Consider the following 22838-nt stretch of genomic DNA (forward strand, 5'->3'; position numbering starts at 1 on the left):
ATGTTTGTATTTTGTTTTATTTGAATTTTAGTAATTTAACGGCTCGCCAGAAATAAGAACCATATTTCCTTTAGAATCTTTTGCTGTTAAATCCCATTTTTCACCTTTTTTAAATTTGTTGATATCACTCACTTCAAAAGCAACTTGTTTGCCGTTGATGTTGAAGATTACTGTATGATTATCAGCAAATGATACAACTGTACCATCGAATTTGTGTTGTCCCTTTGGAGGAATTACTAAGATAGCTCCAGGATAAATAACTGGTTTTAATCCTGGGTTAAATCCTTTTAAATCCTCAATAGAAATTCCGCTTCTTTGTGAAATCGATTGAAGCGTATCTCCTTTTTTTGTTTCATAAATGCCTGTGTTAAGAAGAGCTTGGTCTTCATTTGGCTTAGAAACAGGTTTAGTTTCTTTAGCAACTGGTTTAGTTTCTTTAGAAACTGAAGTTGAAGTTGATGTAGTTGGAGCTTTTTCGCTTAGAAATTCCATACCTACATAAGCAGTTTTTCCGTTGAAGGAAATTTCAGCCCAACCAAAGTGATTTTTAATCACGTTAACTTTTTCACCTTTTTTCAAATAGCCAAGAATTGCACTACTTTTTGATTTTTCCGCTCTTGCTCGTAAAGTTAATGTATCTACATACATTTCTTTTGTTTGAGAAGGAGTAGAAACAGTTTGGTTTTCAGTTGGTTTAGAAACAGGTTTTGTTGTTTCTTTAGATTCAACTGAAGTTGTTGTAGATGGAGCTGGTTTTGTTTCGCTTAATAGGTCCATACCTACATAAGCAGTTTTTCCATTATAGGAAATCTCAGCCCAACCATAGTGATTTTTAATCACGTTAATTTTTTCACCTTTTTTCAAGTAACCAAGAATTTGGCTGCTTTTAGATTGTTCCGCTCTTACTCTTAAAGATAATGTATTTACATACATCTCTTTTGTTTGAGAAGGAGTAGAAACAGTTTGGTTTCCAGTTGGTTTAGAAACAGGTTTTGTTGTTTCTTTAGAACCAGCTGAATTTTCACTTAGAAGTTCTGAACTTACATAAGCAAGTCGTCCATCATACATGATTCCAGACCATCCATCTTTTTGGAATGAAACGAAAACTTTGTTTCCTTTCTTCAAATGTCCAATGATTTCACTATCTGTTCCTGCTTGTGCACGAACATTTAGCGAGCTAACGGCAACTGTTTTTTGAGAAACTTTAGGAAGAAGTACATTAGTAACTCCAGATAAAGAATCTGAAGAAAGTCCGTTTGCACTTTTAATTTGTTCAGCAGTTACGCCGTGATTGTTAGCGATAGTTTGAATATTATCACTACCTTTAACTTGATAATTATACTCCGGTACACATGCAGAAGCATTGTTAGCAAGTAATGATAACAGGACTGTAAATAATCCTGTTACTAACACAGATTTTACAGGAGAACCGTTGATTTTAGAACGTACTTTTCGTGCATATGCAGTAAAGTTCTCTTTTATCGATTCAAGAATGGATTTGAAATTAAGAACGTTTATTACATTTCTTAAATCTAATTCAAAATTTAATCCATTGTTTTTTAACTCGCGTTTTTCCATACGAGTTGTATAACCTGGTGTTTCAAAAGAAACTGGTGTTTTAATTGAAGTGTTTTGTTTTGTTTCTGCTTTTACTTTTACTTCTTTAACAGCATGAGTTTCTTTTCTGCTTACTAGTAACTTTCCGTTTTCATCAATAATTTGGTTTGTCATTGTCATTGTCATTTTTAATTTCCTCCTTAGAGCAGTGCTCTATGTTTTTTTTATAAAAAATAACACAGTTTTGGAAAGTGTCAATTGATTTTTTGAATTAATTTACATTTTTAAATATAAGTTTTCAATTCGTGTTAAGAAGAATCCTTTTACTTTAAAAATAAAAAATACAAAAAAAATTGACATTTTATTCTAGATTGATATTATCGAGTCGATTTAAAAGTATGGCGACAAAGGAGGGATTTAGTGAACGGGATTATAGATTTGATAAAAAAGAAAATGCATAACATTTGGTTCTTCCACAGAATGAAGGTTTATGTAGGAATTGGAGTTATTTTGTTGTTTGTTATTTTATCTTTCTTTATAGATATCGGGTATATCTTAACCATTCTTGCTGTTTTTGGAATGATTCAATTCTCTAAGAATGTAAGTAAGCAAGACCCAGATGTATTGAAAATAGAAGCAAATAAGCGTGCAGAAGAACAGCGACAAATTGAAAACATAAAAACAGAACTAAATAAAGAACTTTCTTTTTTAGAATCCTATGTTGAAAAGAATCCAACTGATTTTGTCGCATGGAAAAGAAAGGCGGAAATCGAAGATATTTTAAAAGATTTTTAGTCTTTAAAACTTTTTTAACTTTTTTACACACAAAATTTTGATGCCTGCTAAAATAATTAAAATTTATGAAGAAGGTTGAACGAAATAGTGATTTCTATGTAATTGTATTGACTGGATTTAAATAGGATACAAATCAACGGAATCCAGAAAATATTAAATCAAAATTATTACAATCGAAATTAATATTAGTTTTGCTTTATTCAAAATGGTAATCATGAAGTCGTTTACTAGTTGAGTGATATCATGATGCAAGATTTAGTGTTTATTAAAGCTTACATTTCTTTTTAAAACAGAAAGGACATAAGAAATGACAAAAAATAGAGTTTTATCCGTATTAATGTTTATTGCACTTTTATTTGTAGGAATTGGTGCACAACATGCTGATTCTACAGTTTTCGCTGCTGATACAGCAAAAGTACCTTATAAAGATGCAACTTCTGTGGCAAATGATTTACAAACTAAAACTCAAGGTGATTCATCAGCTGTGGGAAGCTTAGTAAATAAAATGTATACGTTTGGACAAACCCTAGCAGGATTGATTTTCGGGGTGAGTGTAATCGTTATCGTTTGGGCAGGTTTTAAATATGCTACATCTCAAGGTGATACAAAAACAACAGAACAAGCTAAAATGCAAATTATTACAGCTGGAATCGGTATTGGTGTTGCGTTACTAGCAATGGTAATCGTAAAAGTATTCGCTGAGATTTATAATGTTCAAGGAAGCTAAATAACTAAATATTGTTTCCGAGAGCCAAACAGTGCCAATTCAATAGAATTGGCACTGTTTTTTTACGAGTATAAAAAAAATACAATTTTATTGGATTATTTCAAGTTTTTTTGGTAGAAGAGGTGAGAAAAATGAAAACTCTGAAAAGCTATATGATTTTTGGATTAATTGGTATTGGGGTTTTATTAGGATTTACAAATTCAGAAACTTTTATATATGCAGATAATGACGTTCCGTATTTAAATAAAAAAGCTGATAGTTCTGATGAAAAAACATATGGACAAACAAAAGAAGGCGCTCAAAAGACCATTGACGGAATAGCAGGTAAAAATAAAGATGAAATGATTCTGGATATGAATGGATTAGAAGTTTTCCATAAACAGGGTAATAATTTCGTTGAAATTATAGCGGGTCTTATGTGGGGATTCTGTTTCCTGGTAATAGTAGCTGCTGGTTTTAAAATTGCTTTATCAGAAGGAAATAAACAAGCAATGACTCATGCGAAAATGCAAATAATATTTGCAGGAATTGGAATTGGAGTATCTTCTTTAGTATTCGTAATAATAAAGTTATTCCAAGACGTATTAAGTTAAATTACTAATTTTATATTTTATTAATTAAGGAGGGGAATATGAAGAGAAAACTTTTATTGTTAGCAATTATTTCAGGTTTTTTCTCTTCCTCCTTTTTCATAGGAGAAGGAGAAGTAAAAGTAGATGCTAGGGCATGTAATGGTGGAAGTTATTGGGACCAGAAAACACAGAAATGTACATCTTTCTCGGAATCAGGAAAAGTAAATGAAAATACCTTAAAAACCGAATTCAAAAAAATGAGTGATGGTTCTGATTTGGGAACATCTTGGGCTCATAAATTCGGAAGATTGATGATTATATTTTCAGTCGGAGTTTCGTATGCTACACAAGTAGTTTCTATGATTACGATTGTATATAGTGCGTTTTTATATACTACTAGTGATGGAGATTTGAGAAAGGTGACCCAGGCGAAAAAATACATTCTTTATGCATTTTCTGGCATGTTTGTCGCATCATTCGCTTTAATTATTGTAAAAATGTTAGGAGGTGCAGTGTAAAGTGAAAACTGAAAAGAAAAAATTTCTAAAAAAAGCATTAACAACAGCATTTTTAACAACAGTTGTTCTTCCTTTGTTGTCTCCATTCAGCAATCTATCTAATAATAATGAGGTTGTGTTTGCTGACACTCCAGAAACTGAAAAAAAATTAATTACAGCTCCTGGTTTCTTTACAAAACAATATTCTGTTAATATGGGAAATTGTAAATATCATCAAAAAAAAGCAAAAGAATTTAAGGAAGCTGAAAAAGAAAAAATCAAAAAAGGTGATGGTTACAGTGAAAAGTTGGAAGATTCTTTCGATGAATCTGAGAAATCTAAGGGAAGAGAAACAAAAGCTGTGAATGAATTGATGGGTTCAGCGGCGGATTCGGTTGTTTCTTCAGAAGACAGCAAACAACCAGATAAAGGAATATTCGGTTTAGGTTGTGCTCAGTTCAACTTTATGCAGTTGTTGTCTAGAATAATTGAACCAGTAAACATTACACAATCCAGTGTTATTATGAGTTTGGTTTACAAATTCCAGATTGTTGCATTAGGCTTAGGTGTATTGTTGGTTGCTATTTTTGGTATGTATTATGCATTGGGTAATGAGACAACAGACCCTATCAGATTTCTAATTAGAGGATTCTTTACTTTATGGTTTGTATATTATTTGCCTTATTTTGCACAGGACATATTGAATGTTAATAATATGATAACATTTTGGATTTCAACAGATAATATTCCATCGGCTACGGATAGTGGACACGCAGTAGCTTCTGGTGTGTTGATAGCATTTGTAGGTGCTACCAATATTATTATTCAGGCTTGGGCAACCGCAATGGCTTTCGGCAGTATCCTTCCTGGTGTTTTGTTTGTCGGATTACTTATATTTATAATTGTAGTAGGTTTTCTTGTAAAACAGCTTGTGACAATAATGTTTTGGTGGTATTCAAGACTATTAATGTTAATATTCTTAGTTATGTTAGGACCATTGTTTATGATAATGATGATTTTACCTAAAACGGCAAGCTATGGACAAAAATGGATTAGATATTTTGTAGGTGAAACATTTACTCAAACATCTATGGTAATAGGATTTTATTTTGCATCTTATATTCTTGGCAACTTAGGAACACTTAATGCAGAAGTTGGTATGAATTTACTTGGAGATACCTTATTGCTATATGGCATTTATTTGTTGATGTCTAGAATTCCACACATATCCAAAAATCATATAGGTGGTGCGGATATAGGTGGTCTGAGCTTTGCAGATGCACGACATGTTGGGAATACAGTTGGTGATTTTATGCAAAAAGCTGGGTTTGCTATGGCAGGTAATTGGGCTCGTGGAAAGATGGCTAAAACAATTCAACCAGATAGAGATAGAAGAGCAGCGCTAGAAAGAAAAGCAAAACAAAATGACATAACTGATGAAGAAAAAGCAGAGTTGAATAATTTAACGGACAAACTAGCAAATATAGAAAGAAGAGAAGAGTTTGCAAATAGAATGGGAACAGCTATGTTAAATGGAAGTTTCAAACAAGCGATGGGAGATGTCAATGAAATAAGGAGAAAAGCAGATGAGAAAGCCAAAGCTAAATTTGGAGCAGATAACATATATGAAGATGGAAAATCTTACGGAAAAAAACTTTTAGGAGATTCAGATAATAGTCTGGAAGAAGCAAAAAATGACATAGAAAAAGCAAAAAATGAAGAATTTAATAAATACAAAAATGCAGTTTCAAGAATTAATAATAACGAACAAAGGGCTAAAGAACAAGGAGATAATTATAAACCGGAAGAATTTGAAGCTCAAAGAGAAGCCGAAGAAAGAAAATATAATAAAGCGCTGGGTGAAATAAACAGTAGGGACCCTGAAAATGAAGCTCGTAAAATAAGAGAAAAATCTAGAGAACATTTAGAAAAAATGGCAGAGGGAATGGTTGGAAATGGATTTGAGAATCAGATGGAAAGAAGAGCCGCTATCTCTAAAAAAGCTGATGAATTAGAAAAGATGCTTAGAGGTGAAATGAAAGAAGATGCTATTAAAAAAGCAGCAGAAAGAAAAGAAGCTCAAGGAAAGGTTGGCATAGGTGCAAATCAAGTTGTACAAGCCATGAATATGGGAGTAAATGAATTAAGTGAGAAACTTCAGGAGCAAGGAATGTCAAAAGAGCAAGCTGATGCCAATGCAGCTCAAGCATTGCAAAAAATGTCTCAATTGGATGAGATAAAGAAAGCAAACAGAAAACAGTTGAAGACGCACGAAGCAAATCCAAATGAAATAAAAGGAAAACAATTAGAAAAATTAACTGGAGTATTATCTGATATAGGAAAATTAGAATCTGAAATAAATGACCTAACTGGTAACATTCCTTCTCAAAAAGTTGCTGAAGCATTTAATGGAAGTGTTGGTGCAGTTTCGAATTTATTACAAGAAAAAGGTAATTTATCTGCTGAAGAAGCAACGAAACGAGCAAAAGAAATTGTTCCTCAACAACTTAAAGCAAATAGTTTAGCAAATCAATTACCTAAAAATGATGAAAATCTAACGGAAGAACAAAAACAAAATAAAGAAGAACTGGCAAAAACTATGTCGAAAATTAACGAATTAAGTGGAGGAATATCTAATGATGCAATCCAAAAAGCAACTAATAGTGGATTCCAAGGAATAACAGAATCTCTTAAAAAACAAGGGCATTCTCAAGAAACAGCTCAAGCACAAGCGACTAATTTAGGTCAATTGCATAATAAAATTGAATCACTTAAAAATGAAAATAGTGAAATCTTAAGCTTGAACAGTAGTGACTTAACTAGAGATGAACTAAACAAAAAACAAGCTGTAATATCAGAAATTTCAAATCTTAAATCTAGTATGGCAACTCAAGGAGGAGGTTTGAATACTAGTGATGTTCAAAAAACATTAGAACCTCACATGGGAAATATCAATAAAGCTAAGGAAGATTATAATAATTTAATTGAAAATAATAGGGAAGCATTGGGAAGCTCTGCAAAAACTTACGGTGAAAACGCAATAGCTGCTGCTGCAATTGCTAATAATGGAGGAATTAATTCTGTTATCAACAACACTAGCGGAAGTGGAACTCAAGCGGTTGCTCAATATTTAGAAGGAATGGGAGCAGGACAATCTTCAGTTAATATCGCAAAAGGAATCGAAACTTTAGGTCAAGTACAATCTATGGTTGGAAAAACTGGAGATGACAATTCTAAGGTATTTGCTCAACACTTAAGCTCTATAGAAAATGGAACAATTACACCAGAAGTTTTACAGGGTATACAAGAATTAGGTGGAGGTATAAGAGAAGAAATGGATTATTTACATTCTCCATCTGTATCAGGTTCCGGGGCTACCAAGTCTGCTATTGTGAATAACTTTGTTGATGCTGCAAAGAGTAGTATTAACTCTCCAAATATGTCTATGCAAGCCAAAGAAGAATTCGGTCGTGTTATTGGTGAAGCTGTATTTGAAGACTATAAACAAACAGGTTCGGTATCTAAAAAATTCGAGGGAGCATCTACTAGTGTAGGTTCAGGAATTAATTTTGTGGAATCAGTGGCAAATAAAGAGTTAAATATTCCACAAGTAACTCATATGTTTGAAGAAGCTGGATTTGATAATCCAAAAGAAGCTGCTCAGCAATTTGTTAATCATTCTCCTGAAATCCAAAATGTAATTGCTGATACAATGCAATCAGGAAATACAAATAGTGCTAATTTCCAAGCTAGTTTTGAAAAAGCAACACAAGGTATGGACTCATCTATTCAAAATGGAGTGAAAACAGCAGTTTGGAAAGAAATTTCTAAAGGTCATTCTATGGAAACAAGAACAGGTCATGCATTCGAAGTAGGACAAACACCTGTTCAAACAATTAGTGGAATGAGTTCAGGAACAATTGGACAAGAAGAGTTTGTAGAATCACTTGTTAACAATAGTGTTCCGAATGCGCCAGAAGTTGGGGCAGCTATTTATGAAAATGCACCACAATTTGAAGCAGCAATGAATACAGTGTTGCAAACAACGACGCCAAATAAAGCACAATTTACAGAAACTGTAGCGCCACTACTAAATAATGTGGAAGCTCCAGTAGCACAATCTATTGTTTCAACTTTATGGGATGGAGTATCTAAAGATTCTTCTATGAATGCGACAGTAGCATCTAGAACTACACAAGCCTTAGGAAGTTCTCCTGTATCTTATGTACAAGAAATTGCTTCTGGAAATATTAATAGTGAAGTAGTAATTGAATCATTTGAAAACAGTGCGGTTCCAAATGCAGGTGAAGCAGGGCGAGTTCTGGTAGAATCTGCTCCAGAAATAGCAGAAACTTTAACATTTACTTTGAATTCTGAATCTCCTAATGGAAATCTATTCCGTGAGGATGTAGCGGCTACGTTAGTAACTGGCGGTATGGATTCCAAAGTAGCTAATTCTGTTGCGGGTAGCATGTGGACGGATGCAGCTAGTAATATTAGTATGGATAGCAGATTTGATAATTCATGGGAATCAACTTCTACGGTGATTGAACAATTAGCATCTCCTGAAGTCGAGATGGAAGTTATTGTGAATGCGATGACAGAAAGCATGGAACAAAATGCTATTCCAGATGCTAAAGGAACAGCAATTGCTATGCGTGATAATGCTGAAAAAATTAAAGAAGTAATTGAGGTTACTATGGCGGCGGATAAACCATCTATGGAAACCGCAAAAACAGAATTAACAGGTATTTTAAGTGGAGTTAAAAATAAAGAAACTAAACAATCCCTAATTAATTCAATATTAAAAGATATAACTCAGAAAATGACTGGAAATAAAAATCAAACTCAAAACACAACTTCAGGAAAGGATAAAGAAAATCAGTAAGGGCTTTGCTCCTTGAACTAAATAGAAAGTTATATAGACAAGAGCCCTTAGCATCTAAGGTGCTCTTGTCTTATTTTTGTTACAAAAAGAAAGGAGATTATATACATGCATCATGTAATACCACAACAATTTAATCAATCTGATAAGATAGGTCGATTTACGATATCGCAGATTATTATTTTAGGAGCTGTCGCAGTAATTTTTATCTTAATAGTCATGTCGAGTAATTTTTGGGTAAGTATTATTGCTCTATTTCCATTATCTATTCTTGCGTTTGTATTAATGTATTTTAGAGTAAATAAAATACCAATTTATGAGTTTTTGTTCATTTATTTAATATATATGGGGTCTCCTAAACTTTTAGTCTATCGTTCCGATAACTTAAAAAGCATTGAGGAAAAAGAAGAAGGAATTGGATTTATTGATGTAGAGAAAACTGCTACAAATAAATCTAATAAAAATTCGGAATTAAAGAAAAATGCTCCGGATTCTAAAGTCAAATCCAAAAAAAATCAAAAGAAACCGGTAACTGCTCCGAGACCAAATGAAAAAGTACCGACACGTAATCAAACCCAAACAAAACGTGTTACTCAAAAAGTTCAGAAAAATAAAGGAGTGAAAAAATGATTGGATTTATAATATTAATTTTATTTATGGGAATTGTAGGCGTTTTGGGGATTGTGGGTTATAACTATATTAAAAAAACCATGCAAACAGATGACGAAAAGGAAGACTTTATACCTACAACACAAGATAATCTACCGATAGATTGGGTTAGAAAAGGAATTGTGAAGATGAAAAACGGAACATATGCAATTGTTATACATTTACCTTCCATTAACATAGATTTAATGGAAGCTAATGAAAGAGAAGTTGTATTTTCACAATACAGGTCTATTCTTACTGCGATAGATTTCCCATTTCAATTTTTACAACAATCTAGAGTTGTGGATATTGATGAGTATATGAAAAAACTAGATAAAATTCAGAAAGGAACAGAAAATGAATTTGTTAGATTGCAGTTGGAGCATTACAAGAGATATATGAATGGCTTGGTTAACAGTCGCGCGATTTTGACTAGAAAATTTTATCTTATTATTCCATTTGATGAGTTACAAGAGAAAAAATCAAAAGCAAATCAAAGTGGTTCGATTTTCGACTTAAGTTTTAAAAAGAAACAGAAGGAAGCGGAAAAAACAGAAAGAGAGACGGTAATCGAAGAAGAGAAAAAATTTGAAGTTGCATACAAACATTTAACAGGACGTGCAGATATTGTTATGCGCTCATTTACAAGGTTTGATATTAAACCAACTTTATTAAATGATGAAAAGTTAACAGAACTATTCTATACATCTTATAACAAAAATAAATCTGTTTACCAACCGTTAAGAGCTAACGAATTAAAAGACAGAGAATACTATAATCTTTACGTAAAGAGAGGTGATACAAATGAAGTTTAATGATATGGTCAAAGACGGAAAACATAACTATGACAAAAGAACAAGAGATACGCTAGATAAAGGTCGTTTGAGAGTAAATGATTTAATTGCTCCAGATGCAATTAAAATTGAGCCAAACCATATGCAAGTAGGGGACCGACTAGTAAGAACTATATTTATTACAGGTTATCCAAGAACAGCTTCAATTGGATGGCTAAATCGTTTATATTCATATGGAGAAAATATTGATATATCAATACATATAGAGCCGCTTCCTACTGAAAAAGTAATCAAAGATTTAACTAAAAAGATAACACAATTCCAGACAGCTCAATTTATGGATTATAAAAAAGGGAAAATTGAAGATATTGCTATATCCTCTGCGCGTTCAGATGCTGAAGAATTACGCGGAGCCCTTCATACGGGTGTTGAAAAACTATATTATCAGGCTATTTATATATCCGTTTCTGGTAAGAAAGAAGAAGAGTTAGATAGAATCACTGAAGAAATAGAAACGCTTTGCAGTAGTATTGGTCTTGTGACAAGACAAGCTATTTTCCAACAAGAACAAGGATTTACAACGTGTTTGCCACTTGGTCAGGATAGAATTCGTTTTAAACGTAACTTTTCTACATCAAGTTTAGCAACATGTATTCCTTTTGTTTCTTCTGAATTAACAATGACAGACGGAACGCCTGTACTTTATGGAATTAATATGCTTAATGGTTCCTTAGTAATGTTTGATAGATTTAGTTTGAATAACTATAACAGCGTGACTCTTGCGACATCAGGTGCAGGTAAATCATTCTTTGTAAAACTAGAATCTATTCGCTATATGGGATTAGGCGCAAATGTTATTATTGTAGACCCTAATGGTGAGTATCGTAGATTAGTAGATACTTATGGTGGACAATATATTCGCTTAGCTTCCGGAAGTAGGAATAAAGTAAATCCTCTAGATGTAGAAATTGTGGAGGAAGAAGAAGGAAAGAACTTCTTAGTAGAAAAAATTCTTGGCGTTGTATCTATTATTGAAGTTATGATAGGTAGAAAATTAAACGCTCGTCAAAAGAAAATTTTGCTAGATGCAACAGAAGAAACATATAAAAAATTCGGGATTACAAGAAATAAAGAAAGTTTATTCAAAGAAGATGTTGATGATGAATATGTTTCAGCTCCTCTCTTCGAGTTAGACGCTGGAACTAAAAAAATGCCTACTTTATCAGATTTAGAAGGAACATTACGTCAAAGAGGCGAGGATGCTGTTAATTTAGCGGATGAACTTGAACCATATACGAGTGGGGTATTATCTCTGTTTAATGGAGAAACAAATGTAGATTTGGAATCAAATTTAATTGTATTTGACATTAAGGATATGGAAAAAGAACTTGCGGATTTGGCGATGTTCATTACATTAGAATTCATTTGGAATAAAATTAAGAGAAATGATGGAAAAAGACGCTTACTCATAGTGGATGAAGCGTGGCAATTAATGAGAAATGAACAATCTGCAACCTACCTAATTGGCGTAGCGAAAATTGCTCGTAAGTTCAATGCAGGTTTATCTATTATTTCTCAAAACGTAGAAGATTTCTTGAAAAATAATGGTGAAGGTATTATTACGAATGCTGAAATGAAGGTATTATTACGGCAATCGAATGCAGATATAAATAAACTTGCTCAGTTATTTGGTATGTCTGCAAGTGAGCAAGGATTTGTAAGGTCAGCAGGAAAAGGGGAAGCGTTACTTTTCCTTGGTGGAAATCGAACCGCTGTTCAAGTAATTGCTGACGAGCTAGAGTTTTTACTCTGTGATACAAGTCCCGAAAATCGAGATATTATTGAGCAAATGTTAGGTCGTTATTAATCGACCTAACATTTCATCCTTTCATTTTATGAGAAAGGAGGTTTGATATGAATAAAATATTGAAGAGATTGATAGGGTTAGCAGTAGCAGCTCCTATTTTAATTATTGCTTTCCTAGCGGGTTCCATACTCTTTACGATTTACATACTTATTAGTAACTATGGGTATTGTACACTTCCCTTTCAACAAGAATGTTGGAATCCGGATGCCGTCTACTTTGACGACCCTATCCGTGATGAAGAAATATTATCAGCGAGTCGACATATGGACGAGGTTCGAAAAAACTTGGGGACAAAAGGTGTAACTACTTTTAACAATTATTATGATGTTGTACCAGTCTATGACTCTGAAGATATTCAGAAAAAAGATTCAGCAGAATATTTAAGAAATGGAAAAAAGAAAGAGGAAAAGAAAGAAGATAAAAAGGATGAGAATAAAGATAAAAAACCTGAGGAATCTAAGCCAACAGCCATGAACAAAGGTACGGTGGTTGCAGCTGACGCAACAAGTGGAGGTAATTCCGGAGCTTTATACAATGTAACCAAGGTTCCGCCTGACGACCCTGTATTAAGGGATATGATTACAAAGGTATTGGGAAGAGATATTACTGCAAATGGAAGAACAAATGCATTCCGTAGTAACATCACACAATACGTAAATGATGTAATTACTGCGGCTTCAGGGCAAGGAATTGACCCTCGATTCTTGACAGCAATCATTGTTCATGAAACTTGGTACGGAACAGCCGCTGGGGTACATAATAGGAACAATACGGGTGGTATTGTCTGTGTAAATAAACCACAATTCCATACAACTGGTTGTTCGAACGGTATGACTCACTTTGCTACTCTAGGGGACTCTATCAGGTATCAAGCGGATATCCTGAAACGTTTGTATGTAAATGAAGGTCGTGTAACAGTTCCTCAAATTGGAGCGAAATATGCACCTATCGGCGCTGACAATGACCCAGGTGACTTGAATAAATACTGGGTTCCGAATATAGGTAAAACACTAAAATCTATGGGTATTACAGAAGACATTGGTGTTCCTATTTCAGGGATTATTGACTTCGGAGATTCTAATGGTGGCGGTAGTGCCGTTACACCTTTCCCTGATGCTAGTAAATACAAGCAGATGGAAGTATTTAAGATGAAACTTGAAAAAGACAGCTCTTTGACTAAAAACATATCTGTTAGAGACATGAAGAAAAATTCAAAAGAATTCGTTCTAAAATGGTTCCCTAATGCGGATAAAGATGCCGTAGATAAGATGTTTAAAATGATGGGTGCACAGCCAGCCACCATGAATGAAGCTGAAGTTCATCTTAGAACTTTAATTCAGCTGGATATGGAAGGTACACTCGGACTTGATATGCAAAAATATGAGATTGCTCATGCATTATTACGAGCGAAACGCGATGTGGGTGCAAAAGAAAAAGGAGAAGACAACGATTGGAATGCGTTCAAAAAGGTATCTATCGAAAACCATAAAAAAGAGTTTTTAAAATGGCTGGGTGAGGTAGGTTATGCGAAAGATATAAAAGCAAAGTCATTGGATGACTTAATAGAAAAAGTAATGTTGACGGAAGAATTCCAAAATAAAAATCTATTATTATCAGAAGCAGCTAAAGATGAATTAATATATCCATTTCTTGTGTTCGAAATGAAGAAAGTGCCTAAAAAGAAAGACTTAACCGCGGATAACCTACAAAAAGTTTACGATAAATATGTAGAGGAAAATAAAATAAATGAACAGGTTCTTTCTGTATTAGCGATTGGTCACTATATGAAACGTTCAGGTTATGAAGAATTTGTAAAACAATATGAAGATGATTTAGGCGTGTTCTCTTTCGGAAAAGAAACTGTAAAAGAAGCTTTTAAAAAGTATGTAAATGGAGAAAGAGAAAAAGCCTTGAGTGCTGATTTTGAAGCAAAAGCCAATAAGGAACATGCAAATCTAGGATTCTTTGGAAAAGTTGGAGAACAAATTAAAGGTCTCGGAGGGATGCCAGCAGCTTGGGCAAAAGGCACATACTTCGATATGAAGGTAAAAGGAAATACCTTTGTAAGGTTCGCTATATATAATAAATCTAGGGAGCTAGTAGAAATAGGTTCTTATTCTAGGAACATGTGTTTCTTATCAGAGAGATATGGAAAAGAAGATAAAGGAATGATATCTAGCGCAATAGATAAAGCAAAAGCTGGATTAGACAGTATTTTGCCGGGAGACTGGTTCTCCAAGCCAAAAGCTTACGGAGACATAGATTCAGTAGAAAACTTCTGTATTAAAGTAAATAAACTTGCAGTCGGGGATGGTAAATTAACATGGGAAGAAAGCCAGGTACTGGATAAAACTCGTGTGACTCAAAACATCACCTTTACTTGTGAAGCAAAACCAGAAGAAGATGTCCGTCAATTAATTGAAGCGGAGAAACGACGAAGGGCAGAAGAAGAAGCTCATAAAAAAGCATCCTCTGGTGGAGGAAGTGGTCCATATAAGGATACTGTGAAAGACTTGTTCCCTAAGGACCCAAATGACCCGTTTAATTTAAAGAAAAATTCTAAAATCGACTACAAAGTCAAAGTGTTGGGGCAATTTCAAGATGAAGATGAATTGGCACCTCGTTCACCTTACAAATTAGAAAGCAGTACACATACTATCGATATCGACGACATACCTGATGCATTAACTGAAAAAGCAGGATACATTGATGAAGGTAAAGCTGAAAAGATTTTTGATAAAATCAAAGATAAATTCAAAGGCGGAACGGCACGCATTGATAAAGATGGGGTGACTGTGGGTAAAGTAACAGGCGGAAGCGGTTCTTACCATGTGGAATTGGTTGATATGGAGAGAAATGAATTGAGAATTATGGACATCAGTGAACCAGTTGATTGTTCTGATAAAAAAGACCCAACGTACGGTGTACCTACACATGAAAGAAAGATGAGTTCACAAAAAACTGTAGAAGCATTTTATCCATCTACTTATCAAGCATATGCGGTTGCTGAAAGATTTAATTTATCTGGTACTGGTGGAGCAGCAAAACCTTCATCAGGAGGTCAAGCAGGAGGGAACGCTTCTGGTGGACTTCCAACTGATGGCGGTATGACAGGAGTTTCCACGGGTAAGGTGTTAGACATGGAAGCGACAGCATACGGACCGGATTGTCAGGGTTGTATAGGGATTACAGCTTACGGAATCAACATCAAAGGTAAGCCGACACCAAAAGTAATTGCTGTTGACCCAAAAACCATCCCATTGGGTACATATGTATATGTTGAAGGATACGGAGAAGCAATTGCAGGTGATACAGGTAGTGCGATTAAAGGAAACATTATTGACTTACTGTATCCATCAGAAGCGGCTTCTGAAGCTTGGGGTAGAAGAAAGGTAAAAGTAACAATTCTATCAGGGAAACCTTCAGGGTACGGAAACGAGGGTAAAACACCAGCTCCAACAACTCCTTCTGCTGGTACAGGAGCAACTCCACCTCCAACAGGAACACCTGCGACAGGGAATCCGTTTGGGACAAAAGGTAAATCAACTGGATATCCGAACGGTGTTGAGTGGGAGAAAATCACAAATGATAAACTGGTTGGAGATACGGATATTCACCCAACCTTAGCAGCTCGTTTAATTAAGCTCGCTGAAGAAAAAGGACAGACGAAAATAACTATCACAGATGGTGGTAGAAGCCGTGCTGAACAAGAAGAATTGAAAAAGAGAAAACCAGATTTAGCAGCTGAAGCTGGTAAAAGTAAACATGAAGCTGGATTAGCAGCCGATATAACAGAGCAATGGTTGAAAGACTTAAGAGACCCTGAACTACAGAAATATGGATTGCATAAGCCTGTTATGTTCAAAGGAGAAGACTGGCACATTGAGGTTCTAGAAACTGGTTCTTCTGTAGGAAAAAGTGATAAATCGAATGATGAAGTAATTAAAACATTGGGTGGTTTAGACCCATCTGTTCAAGTAAATGGTGGAGCAGCCAAAGATGGCAAGAAATCCTTCAAGGATGCTAGCATTGAACAATTCTTCACTTACACAAACGTTGACTACTCAAATGATGCGGATTGGAAGAAAAAAGTTGGAGAATGGTTCACAGATAGAAGTGTTGCAGGTGGACCTGTAAGTGGTGGTTCTGGAGGTTCAGGTGCTGGTGCTGATGCATCTAAGATACTTGACCCACAAGCGTATGATGGCGTTCAGTTCCAATTCCCGCTTGCTCCAAACCCGAATGGAAAATACCTGATAAGTTCAGGTTTCGGAAATCGAGACGGTGGACCACATACAGGTATGGACTTTAAAGGCGCGATGGGAACACCTATCTATTCGGCAACTGACGGTACGGTTCAAGCCGCTGGTGTTGGACAAGGTTACGGAAATCGTGTAAGGGTTATGATAAAAACACCAAAAGGCGACACTTTATATATGACCTATGGTCATTTAAGTGAAGTTCTTGCTAAGGAAGGACAAACTGTAAAACGCGGAGACTTAATCGGAAAAATGGGTAACACAGGACAAAGCACGGGTGTACATTTACACTTTGACGTAGGATTCAATGGATATGCCGCTGACCAGCGTGTAAATCCAGTACCAATACTGGGAATGAATGCATCAAATACAGAATGTCAATCTGCGGCAGAAAACTGTCCAGCAAAATAAAGAAGGGAGGCAATGCCTCTCTTTTTTATTTTTAGTTTTTTCTATTTTTAATCTTTTTTTCTGAAAAAGGTTTTATAATATATGAGAATTAAATAAAAACAAAAACGAAAAGGAGAATTACCATGACATTGATTTTTTCTTATGAAAACTATTTAAACTTGAAACAGAAAATAAACAAATTGAATCACGCTTATTACACTTTGGATAAACCTATCGCAACAGATAATGAATGGGATGTGTTATATGCAGAATTGCTTAAAATGGAAGAGTTAAATCCAAGTTGGATTACAGCAGATTCTCCATCTCAACGTGTTGGTGGTGATATTTTAGATGGTTTTATAAAAGCGCCTCACACAATCCTGCCGTTAAGCTTGGATAAAGCACAGAACCATGAAAGATTACAAAAATTCTTTGCAGATATTTTTAAAGAGCTAGGTAGAGCTTTTAAAGTAACTTTAGAATTAAAGTTTGATGGATTATCTATTTTCATTCGTTACGAAAACGGTGTATATGTACAAGCTAGAACCCGTGGTAAAGATGGTGTAGGGGAAGATGTAACTGAACAAGTAAGAACAATTAAAAGTATTCCAATGACTATATCATTTACGGGCGTGTTAGAGACTCAAGCCGAAATTTTTATGCCAAAGCATAGATTAAATGAACTAAATGAAGAATTACAAGTTAAGTTTGATAAAGAAATCGCTGCTATTAAATCAACAGGAAGAGAACCTTCAAAAGAAGAAATTGAGAAATTACAAAACGTATATAAATTATTCAATGAACGAAATGTAGCATCAGGTTCTGTTCGTCAGCTGGACCCTAAAGTAACAGCTTCTAGAAAACTAGATGCGTTCTTCTATAATGTTGTAATTTCAGAAGGTAAAGAATTTAAAACACAAGAAGAAATGCGTCAATTTTTAATAGAGCAGCAATTCAAAGTGAATGAATACTTCTATGTTTTAGATTCTTATGAGGAAGCAATTGAAAAACTAGAAGAAATAAAAGAACTAAGACCTAATTTAAACTTTGCTATTGATGGAGCTGTGTTCAAAGTAAATGAAGTTGATATACGAGAAGATATTGGATATACGGCTAAATTCCCAAAATACGCTATTGCATATAAGTTTGATGCTTTGGAAGCAACCACTACTTTAGAAGAAATTATTAATGAAGTTGGTAGAACGGGTAAAATTACACCAAAAGGAATTGTAACAGAAACTGATTTTGAAGGTGTAATGGTAAAGAGAGTTACGTTAAATAACTACGGAGATATTTTAAGAAAAGGTTTACTTTTAGGTGGGGAACTATTCCTTAGAAGAAGTAATGATGTAATTCCTGAAGCATTAGGTGCAGTTCCTGGAACGATTGGGGAAGAAATTATACAACCAACTCATTGTCCGTCTTGTAATTCGACTTTAGTTGAAATCGGAGCACTATTATATTGTAAAAATCACTCCGAGTGTCCAGCGCAATCAGTGCGTAAGTTTTCGCATTTTGTTTCCAGAGAAGCTATGAATATAGAAGGTTTAAGTGAGCAAACCTTAATTAAATTGCTAGATGCAGAATTAATCAATAAATTCTCAGATTTATATTTCCTTAAAAAAGAGGATATCGCTCAATTAGAAGGTTTTGGAGATAAAAGTGCACAGAATTTATTAGATTCAATTGAAGAGTCTAAAAAGCGCCCAGTAAAGTCATTTTTAACTGCGTTAGGAATTAAAAATGTTGGTAAGTCAAAGTCTGAAGATTTAATTTCAAACTTTAAATCTATTGATGCATTATCCGAAGCTTCATTTGAAGAAATACAATCTATTGATGGTTTTGGAGATAAGGTTTCTCAAAACGTAGTAGACTTCTTCCATAATGAAGAAAATCAAAAAGAGTTAGAAATTTTCCATTCCCTAGGAATTGAATTTGAATCCAAGGAAGAAGCTCCAAAAGAAGGATTAAAATATTCCGGATTAACGTTTGTAATTACGGGCACATTGACGAAATTGAATATGTCTAGAAATGAAGTTGCTGCGTATATTGTTGAAAATGGTGGAGAAGTGGACAAAGATATTACCCAACGAACAGATTATCTTGTAATAGGAGAAAAAGCTGGTTCTAAAAAGGCTAAAGCTGAAAAGAAAAACATTAAAATTCTAACTGAAGAAGAATTAATGAATTTTGGACAATAAATAGAAAAAATGTCACCTTTTAAGGTGACATTTTTTAAAAACGTTTGCTCGAAGAAGCTACTGTTCTAATTTGAATTGTTGGAGCATCAATAGAATCATACATATGTTCATGAATTTTTTCTATTTCGTTCTGTTTCCAACTACTAATAAATTCTTCTTCGGATTTTTTAGGAACCCATTGACCTAATTTAAAACGAGTTAATTCAACTTTCTTTATTAAGTCAGATGAAGAATCTACTTCATAAAAGTCTGTGTGTAGTTTTAAACGTCCTAAAAATCCACTATAAGGAAATGTATTTTCTTTAACTCTAATTCTTTGAAAATAAGAAACCGTATTTATGATAAAAAGAGAATAAGCATAGATAGGTTCTTTACAAACAGTAGTAAGAAATTCATTGTCAATTTCATTAATGTTATCAGGTCTATTATTGAATACATTTTTTAAGTAAATTTTTTCATTTTTTCTAAATAAGGAAAGAAATGAAATCCATAATAAGCCCATCCATCTAAGCGGTAATTTATAAAAATTGATTCGAAGAAAAGTGCTTGTATAAATACCTATTTTCGAATTTTCTATTTGATTTTTAAAAAGAATAGGGAACAAAAATATGATTGTGATAAGTAGCCCTAATCCAAATAAGAAAGATAATAAAACTAAATTGTTAGATAGTGTGAAATTTTCGATGATATGCATTTGTTCTAATATTTTTTTCATGTTTTTTCCTCCTTTTCGATATTATAGCAAAAACAAATAGAAAACTGTATAAAAAAACCTTGGAATTCCTCCTTATTTGGAAAAAATTATTTATAATGTATACAGTTTTGCTTATTTGAACAATAGGAGGATTATGATGAAAGGCTTTATATCCAGAAAGGGAAGAGTAGTAGTTAAAGGACAATTGGTGGGTGTGCATTGGAATTCTCATCAAAATGTATTTAGCGTTGTGGAATTTAAAAGTCGTAGAACAGCCGGAAAAGTTTTAGGTTATGTAGATAGAATTACGCTTACTGATTGCACAGTAAAAATTGATAAATCTAAACAAAAATCAGTTCGGGAAAATAACCGAAAAGACCGCCACGCATTTATTGTAGGATACGTACAAGATATTGGCGTTATTCAAAAGTTTGAAAATGGTATTTATTATAACCCATATAAACTTGATAGTTTTGTAGATATAAGTACATTTTTATGTGGGAATTTGGAATACATTGAACAAATGGAAATTGTGAATTTAGATTATGATTTTCAAAATAATCGTCCTAATGTAACGTATTGTTAATGACTGCATACAGAATTGGAAATAAATATAGATAGGAATTAGGAATTTGCAAATGGTTTTTGCATTAGGTTTTTTTCGTTTTAAAAAAAATACATATGAGAAAAAGGTATCTAATTAAAGTTGAATGGTTTAAAAACTACAAAACTATTTTAAAAATAAATAGATGAAAGGGGGAATATTGTTGATAAAGCGTAATTTGATTCGTGTATTAGGAGCATCCTTATTGCTGGGTGCTGTACTTTATCCTGCATTAACAGAAGCTAAAAAAGAAGAAGTAAAAGTATATATTGATGGAAAGAAAGTTGCTTTTACTGATGTAAATCCAACAAAAATTGATAACAGGGTAATGGTTCCAGTAAGAACGTTGCAAAATAACTTAAAAACAAAAGTAGTATGGGATAATAAAAACAAAAGAGTTACGTCAACCAAAAAAGTAGGGAACAAAACGACAAAAGTAGTGTATGTTTTGAATTCAAAATATATATTCCATGAATATCAAAATGGTTCTGCTAAAACAACGAAAGTTGAAAAGATAGATATCCCAATTAAAATAAAAAATAATCATGTATTGGTTCCTCTTAGAGCAGCTACAGAATCATTGGGATATACGGTTTATTGGTCTGAAACGAAAAATAAAGTATCAATTCAAGCGAGTAAAGATATTAAGCCAAAGATAAATAAATATCAATATACGGTTTATGGTGATTATTTCAAAATAAAACCTATTGAATTAGATATATTCTATTTAACAAATAAAGAAAGAGAAAAATTCAATCTTCGTTCACTTGCGTATGATGTGAAAAATGGAGAAGTAGCAAGAATAAAATCAAAAGACTTGCACGATAATAAATATTTTGCACATAAATCACCTACATATGGTTCTCCTTTTGAGATGATGGAACGCTTTGGTATTACATATTCATCTGCTGGAGAAAATTTAGCTGCTGGTTATAAAACACCAGAAGAAACCGTAAAAGGGTGGATGAATAGCAAAGGGCATAGAGAAAATCTTTTGAGAAAAGAGTTTGAGCGTATTGGTATTGGTTATTACGAAGGACCAAATGAATATAAACGTTATTACACACAAACGTTCACTGCAAAGTAAAATATTTTAAGATTCTACTTTGTTTTTAATTCATATTTAACAGTTACTTAAAGTAAGTTGCTTTTGAAAAGGAACTTAAATAGTGAAGGGAAAAATCAATCAATAAGGAATTAGACTATGGAGGTGTATATAATGAAATCTAATAAAAGTAATGTCACTTTTATGTTAGTTGTTGTAGGAATTATTGTAGCTATACTAGCAAGTTTAGCGTTTCTAACTAAACATGAGGAAAAACAAGTGGCTTCAAAATTACCAACGACTAAAGAATACGAAAATGCTTATAAAGGGGAAGTAAAAGATTTTGATTATGAGAATCAACCTGTTATAGGGGAAAAAGATGCTCCTGTAAAAATAGTTGAATTTGGAGATTTTAAATGCCCATCGTGTGCTATGTGGGAAAAAACAGTATTCCCTCAAATTTATACAGACTATGTGCATACAGGTAAAGTACAATTTTACTTTATCAATTGGCAATTCTTAGATGTTGATTCTATTTTAGCGGGAGTTGCTGGTGAAGCTCTATATCATCAAAATCCAGATGCATTCTGGCAATTTTATTCAAAGATTTACGAAAACCAAGGTCCAGAAAGTAAAAAGTGGGCAACAGAAAAGTTCCTGCTAGGCTTTGTTAAAGACAATATTACAGGAATTGATTATAAACAGTTCGAAAAAGATTTAAAAGAACGTAAATACATGGATTTAGTTCGTAAAGACTTTTTAATTGGTCAAAAATATGGTGTAGGTGGAACTCCAGCAATCTATGTAAATGGTAAACAAGTTAAAGATAACTCTTATGAAGAAATTCGTAATGCTATTGAAAATGCAATGGGGGAGAAAAAGTAATATGAATCATATTAGAATTTCATGGTTAGTAGCTCTTGTTGCTACCTTAGGAAGTTTATTCTTTTCTGAAATCATGCATTTTATACCGTGTACATTATGTTGGTATCAACGTATTCTAATGTATCCATTAGTTATCTTTTTGGGCGTTGCTATGATACGTAATAATGAAGACGTTCCGTATTATGTTCTGCCAATGTCTATTTTGGGAATGATAATATCAGGATATCATTATTCGATTCAAAAAATTATTTCTATGCCAAAATTAACTACTTGTACAACGGGTACTCCTTGTACAGGACAATATGTTAATTGGTTAGATTTTATTACTATTCCATTTTTAGCATTTGTTGCTTTTACAATCATTACGGTTTCACTAGTTTTATTAGTAAGAAAACAAAAAAAGTCCCACGAAAATTAA

The 22838-nt window shown here is 33.5% G+C and carries 16 protein-coding genes; 14 read left to right on the forward strand and 2 right to left on the reverse strand.

Annotated features, from left to right (window positions below; all coding sequences use genetic code 11):
• Positions 1-27: 27 nt before the first annotated feature.
• Positions 28-1743 carry a LysM peptidoglycan-binding domain-containing protein gene (locus PDL00_RS01885; RefSeq protein ID WP_270725818.1) on the reverse strand — a complete coding sequence of 572 codons (1716 nt, stop codon included), beginning with the start codon at positions 1741-1743 and terminating at the stop codon, positions 28-30.
• 234 nt (positions 1744-1977) lie between these two features.
• Between PDL00_RS01885 and PDL00_RS01890 the strand changes: the two genes are divergently transcribed.
• The 10 genes from PDL00_RS01890 (at position 1978) to ligA (ending at position 19192) form a co-directional block, all read left to right on the forward strand.
• Positions 1978-2352 carry a hypothetical protein gene (locus tag PDL00_RS01890; RefSeq protein ID WP_270725819.1) on the forward strand — a complete coding sequence of 125 codons (375 nt, stop codon included), beginning with the start codon at positions 1978-1980 and terminating at the stop codon, positions 2350-2352.
• Positions 2353-2659: 307 nt separating this feature from the next.
• Entirely contained in the window at positions 2660-3079 is a 420-nt protein-coding gene (locus tag PDL00_RS01895; protein WP_270725821.1) for a pilin, read from the forward strand.
• Between the two features lie 131 nt (positions 3080-3210).
• Positions 3211-3672, forward strand: coding sequence for a hypothetical protein (locus PDL00_RS01900; RefSeq protein ID WP_270725824.1), 462 nt, complete (start codon positions 3211-3213; stop codon positions 3670-3672).
• Between the two features lie 38 nt (positions 3673-3710).
• Entirely contained in the window at positions 3711-4169 is a 459-nt protein-coding gene (locus PDL00_RS01905; RefSeq protein ID WP_270725826.1) for a hypothetical protein, read from the forward strand.
• 1 nt (position 4170) lies between these two features.
• Positions 4171-9036, forward strand: a complete 4866-nt coding sequence (locus PDL00_RS01910) for a hypothetical protein (protein WP_270725828.1) — start codon at positions 4171-4173, stop codon at positions 9034-9036.
• A 105-nt stretch (positions 9037-9141) separates the two neighbouring features.
• A complete protein-coding gene (locus PDL00_RS01915) occupies positions 9142-9663 on the forward strand; it encodes a hypothetical protein (RefSeq protein WP_270725829.1) in 522 nt (173 codons plus the stop codon).
• Complete coding sequence (locus PDL00_RS01920) at positions 9660-10496, forward strand: hypothetical protein (RefSeq protein ID WP_270725831.1); 837 nt, start codon at positions 9660-9662, stop codon at positions 10494-10496. The genes PDL00_RS01915 and PDL00_RS01920 overlap by 4 nt, the downstream gene beginning before the upstream one ends.
• Positions 10486-12342: a VirB4-like conjugal transfer ATPase, CD1110 family gene (locus PDL00_RS01925; protein WP_270725832.1), complete on the forward strand. Its 1857-nt coding sequence runs from the start codon at positions 10486-10488 to the stop codon at positions 12340-12342. Before PDL00_RS01920 ends, PDL00_RS01925 begins: the two co-directional genes overlap by 11 nt.
• 47 nt (positions 12343-12389) lie before the next feature.
• The gene (locus tag PDL00_RS01930; RefSeq protein ID WP_270725833.1) at positions 12390-17012 is read left to right on the forward strand and encodes a peptidoglycan DD-metalloendopeptidase family protein; all 4623 of its coding nucleotides are present in this window, start codon (positions 12390-12392) and stop codon (positions 17010-17012) included.
• A gap of 122 nt (positions 17013-17134) precedes the next feature.
• Positions 17135-19192, forward strand: a complete 2058-nt coding sequence (gene ligA, locus PDL00_RS01935) for an NAD-dependent DNA ligase LigA (protein WP_270725835.1) — start codon at positions 17135-17137, stop codon at positions 19190-19192.
• Positions 19193-19226: 34 nt separating this feature from the next.
• Here the strand turns inward: ligA and PDL00_RS01940 are convergent, their stop codons facing one another.
• On the reverse strand, positions 19227-19907 hold the full coding sequence (locus PDL00_RS01940) for a hypothetical protein (protein ID WP_270725838.1): 681 nt from the start codon (positions 19905-19907) through the stop codon (positions 19227-19229).
• A gap of 136 nt (positions 19908-20043) precedes the next feature.
• Here PDL00_RS01940 and PDL00_RS01945 point away from each other — a divergent pair, with 136 nt between their 5' ends.
• The 4 genes from PDL00_RS01945 (at position 20044) to PDL00_RS01960 (ending at position 22838) form a co-directional block, all read left to right on the forward strand.
• A complete protein-coding gene (locus tag PDL00_RS01945) occupies positions 20044-20472 on the forward strand; it encodes a hypothetical protein (protein WP_270725840.1) in 429 nt (142 codons plus the stop codon).
• Positions 20473-20653: 181 nt separating this feature from the next.
• Positions 20654-21577 carry a stalk domain-containing protein gene (locus PDL00_RS01950; RefSeq protein ID WP_270725841.1) on the forward strand — a complete coding sequence of 308 codons (924 nt, stop codon included), beginning with the start codon at positions 20654-20656 and terminating at the stop codon, positions 21575-21577.
• Between the two features lie 132 nt (positions 21578-21709).
• Positions 21710-22420, forward strand: a complete 711-nt coding sequence (locus tag PDL00_RS01955) for a DsbA family protein (protein WP_270725844.1) — start codon at positions 21710-21712, stop codon at positions 22418-22420.
• A gap of 1 nt (position 22421) precedes the next feature.
• Positions 22422-22838: a disulfide oxidoreductase gene (locus PDL00_RS01960; RefSeq protein ID WP_270725847.1), complete on the forward strand. Its 417-nt coding sequence runs from the start codon at positions 22422-22424 to the stop codon at positions 22836-22838.

The sequence above is a fragment of the Bacillus cereus group sp. TH152-1LC genome, from assembly GCF_027710505.1.
Lineage (GTDB): Bacteria > Bacillota > Bacilli > Bacillales > Bacillaceae_G > Bacillus_A > Bacillus_A mobilis.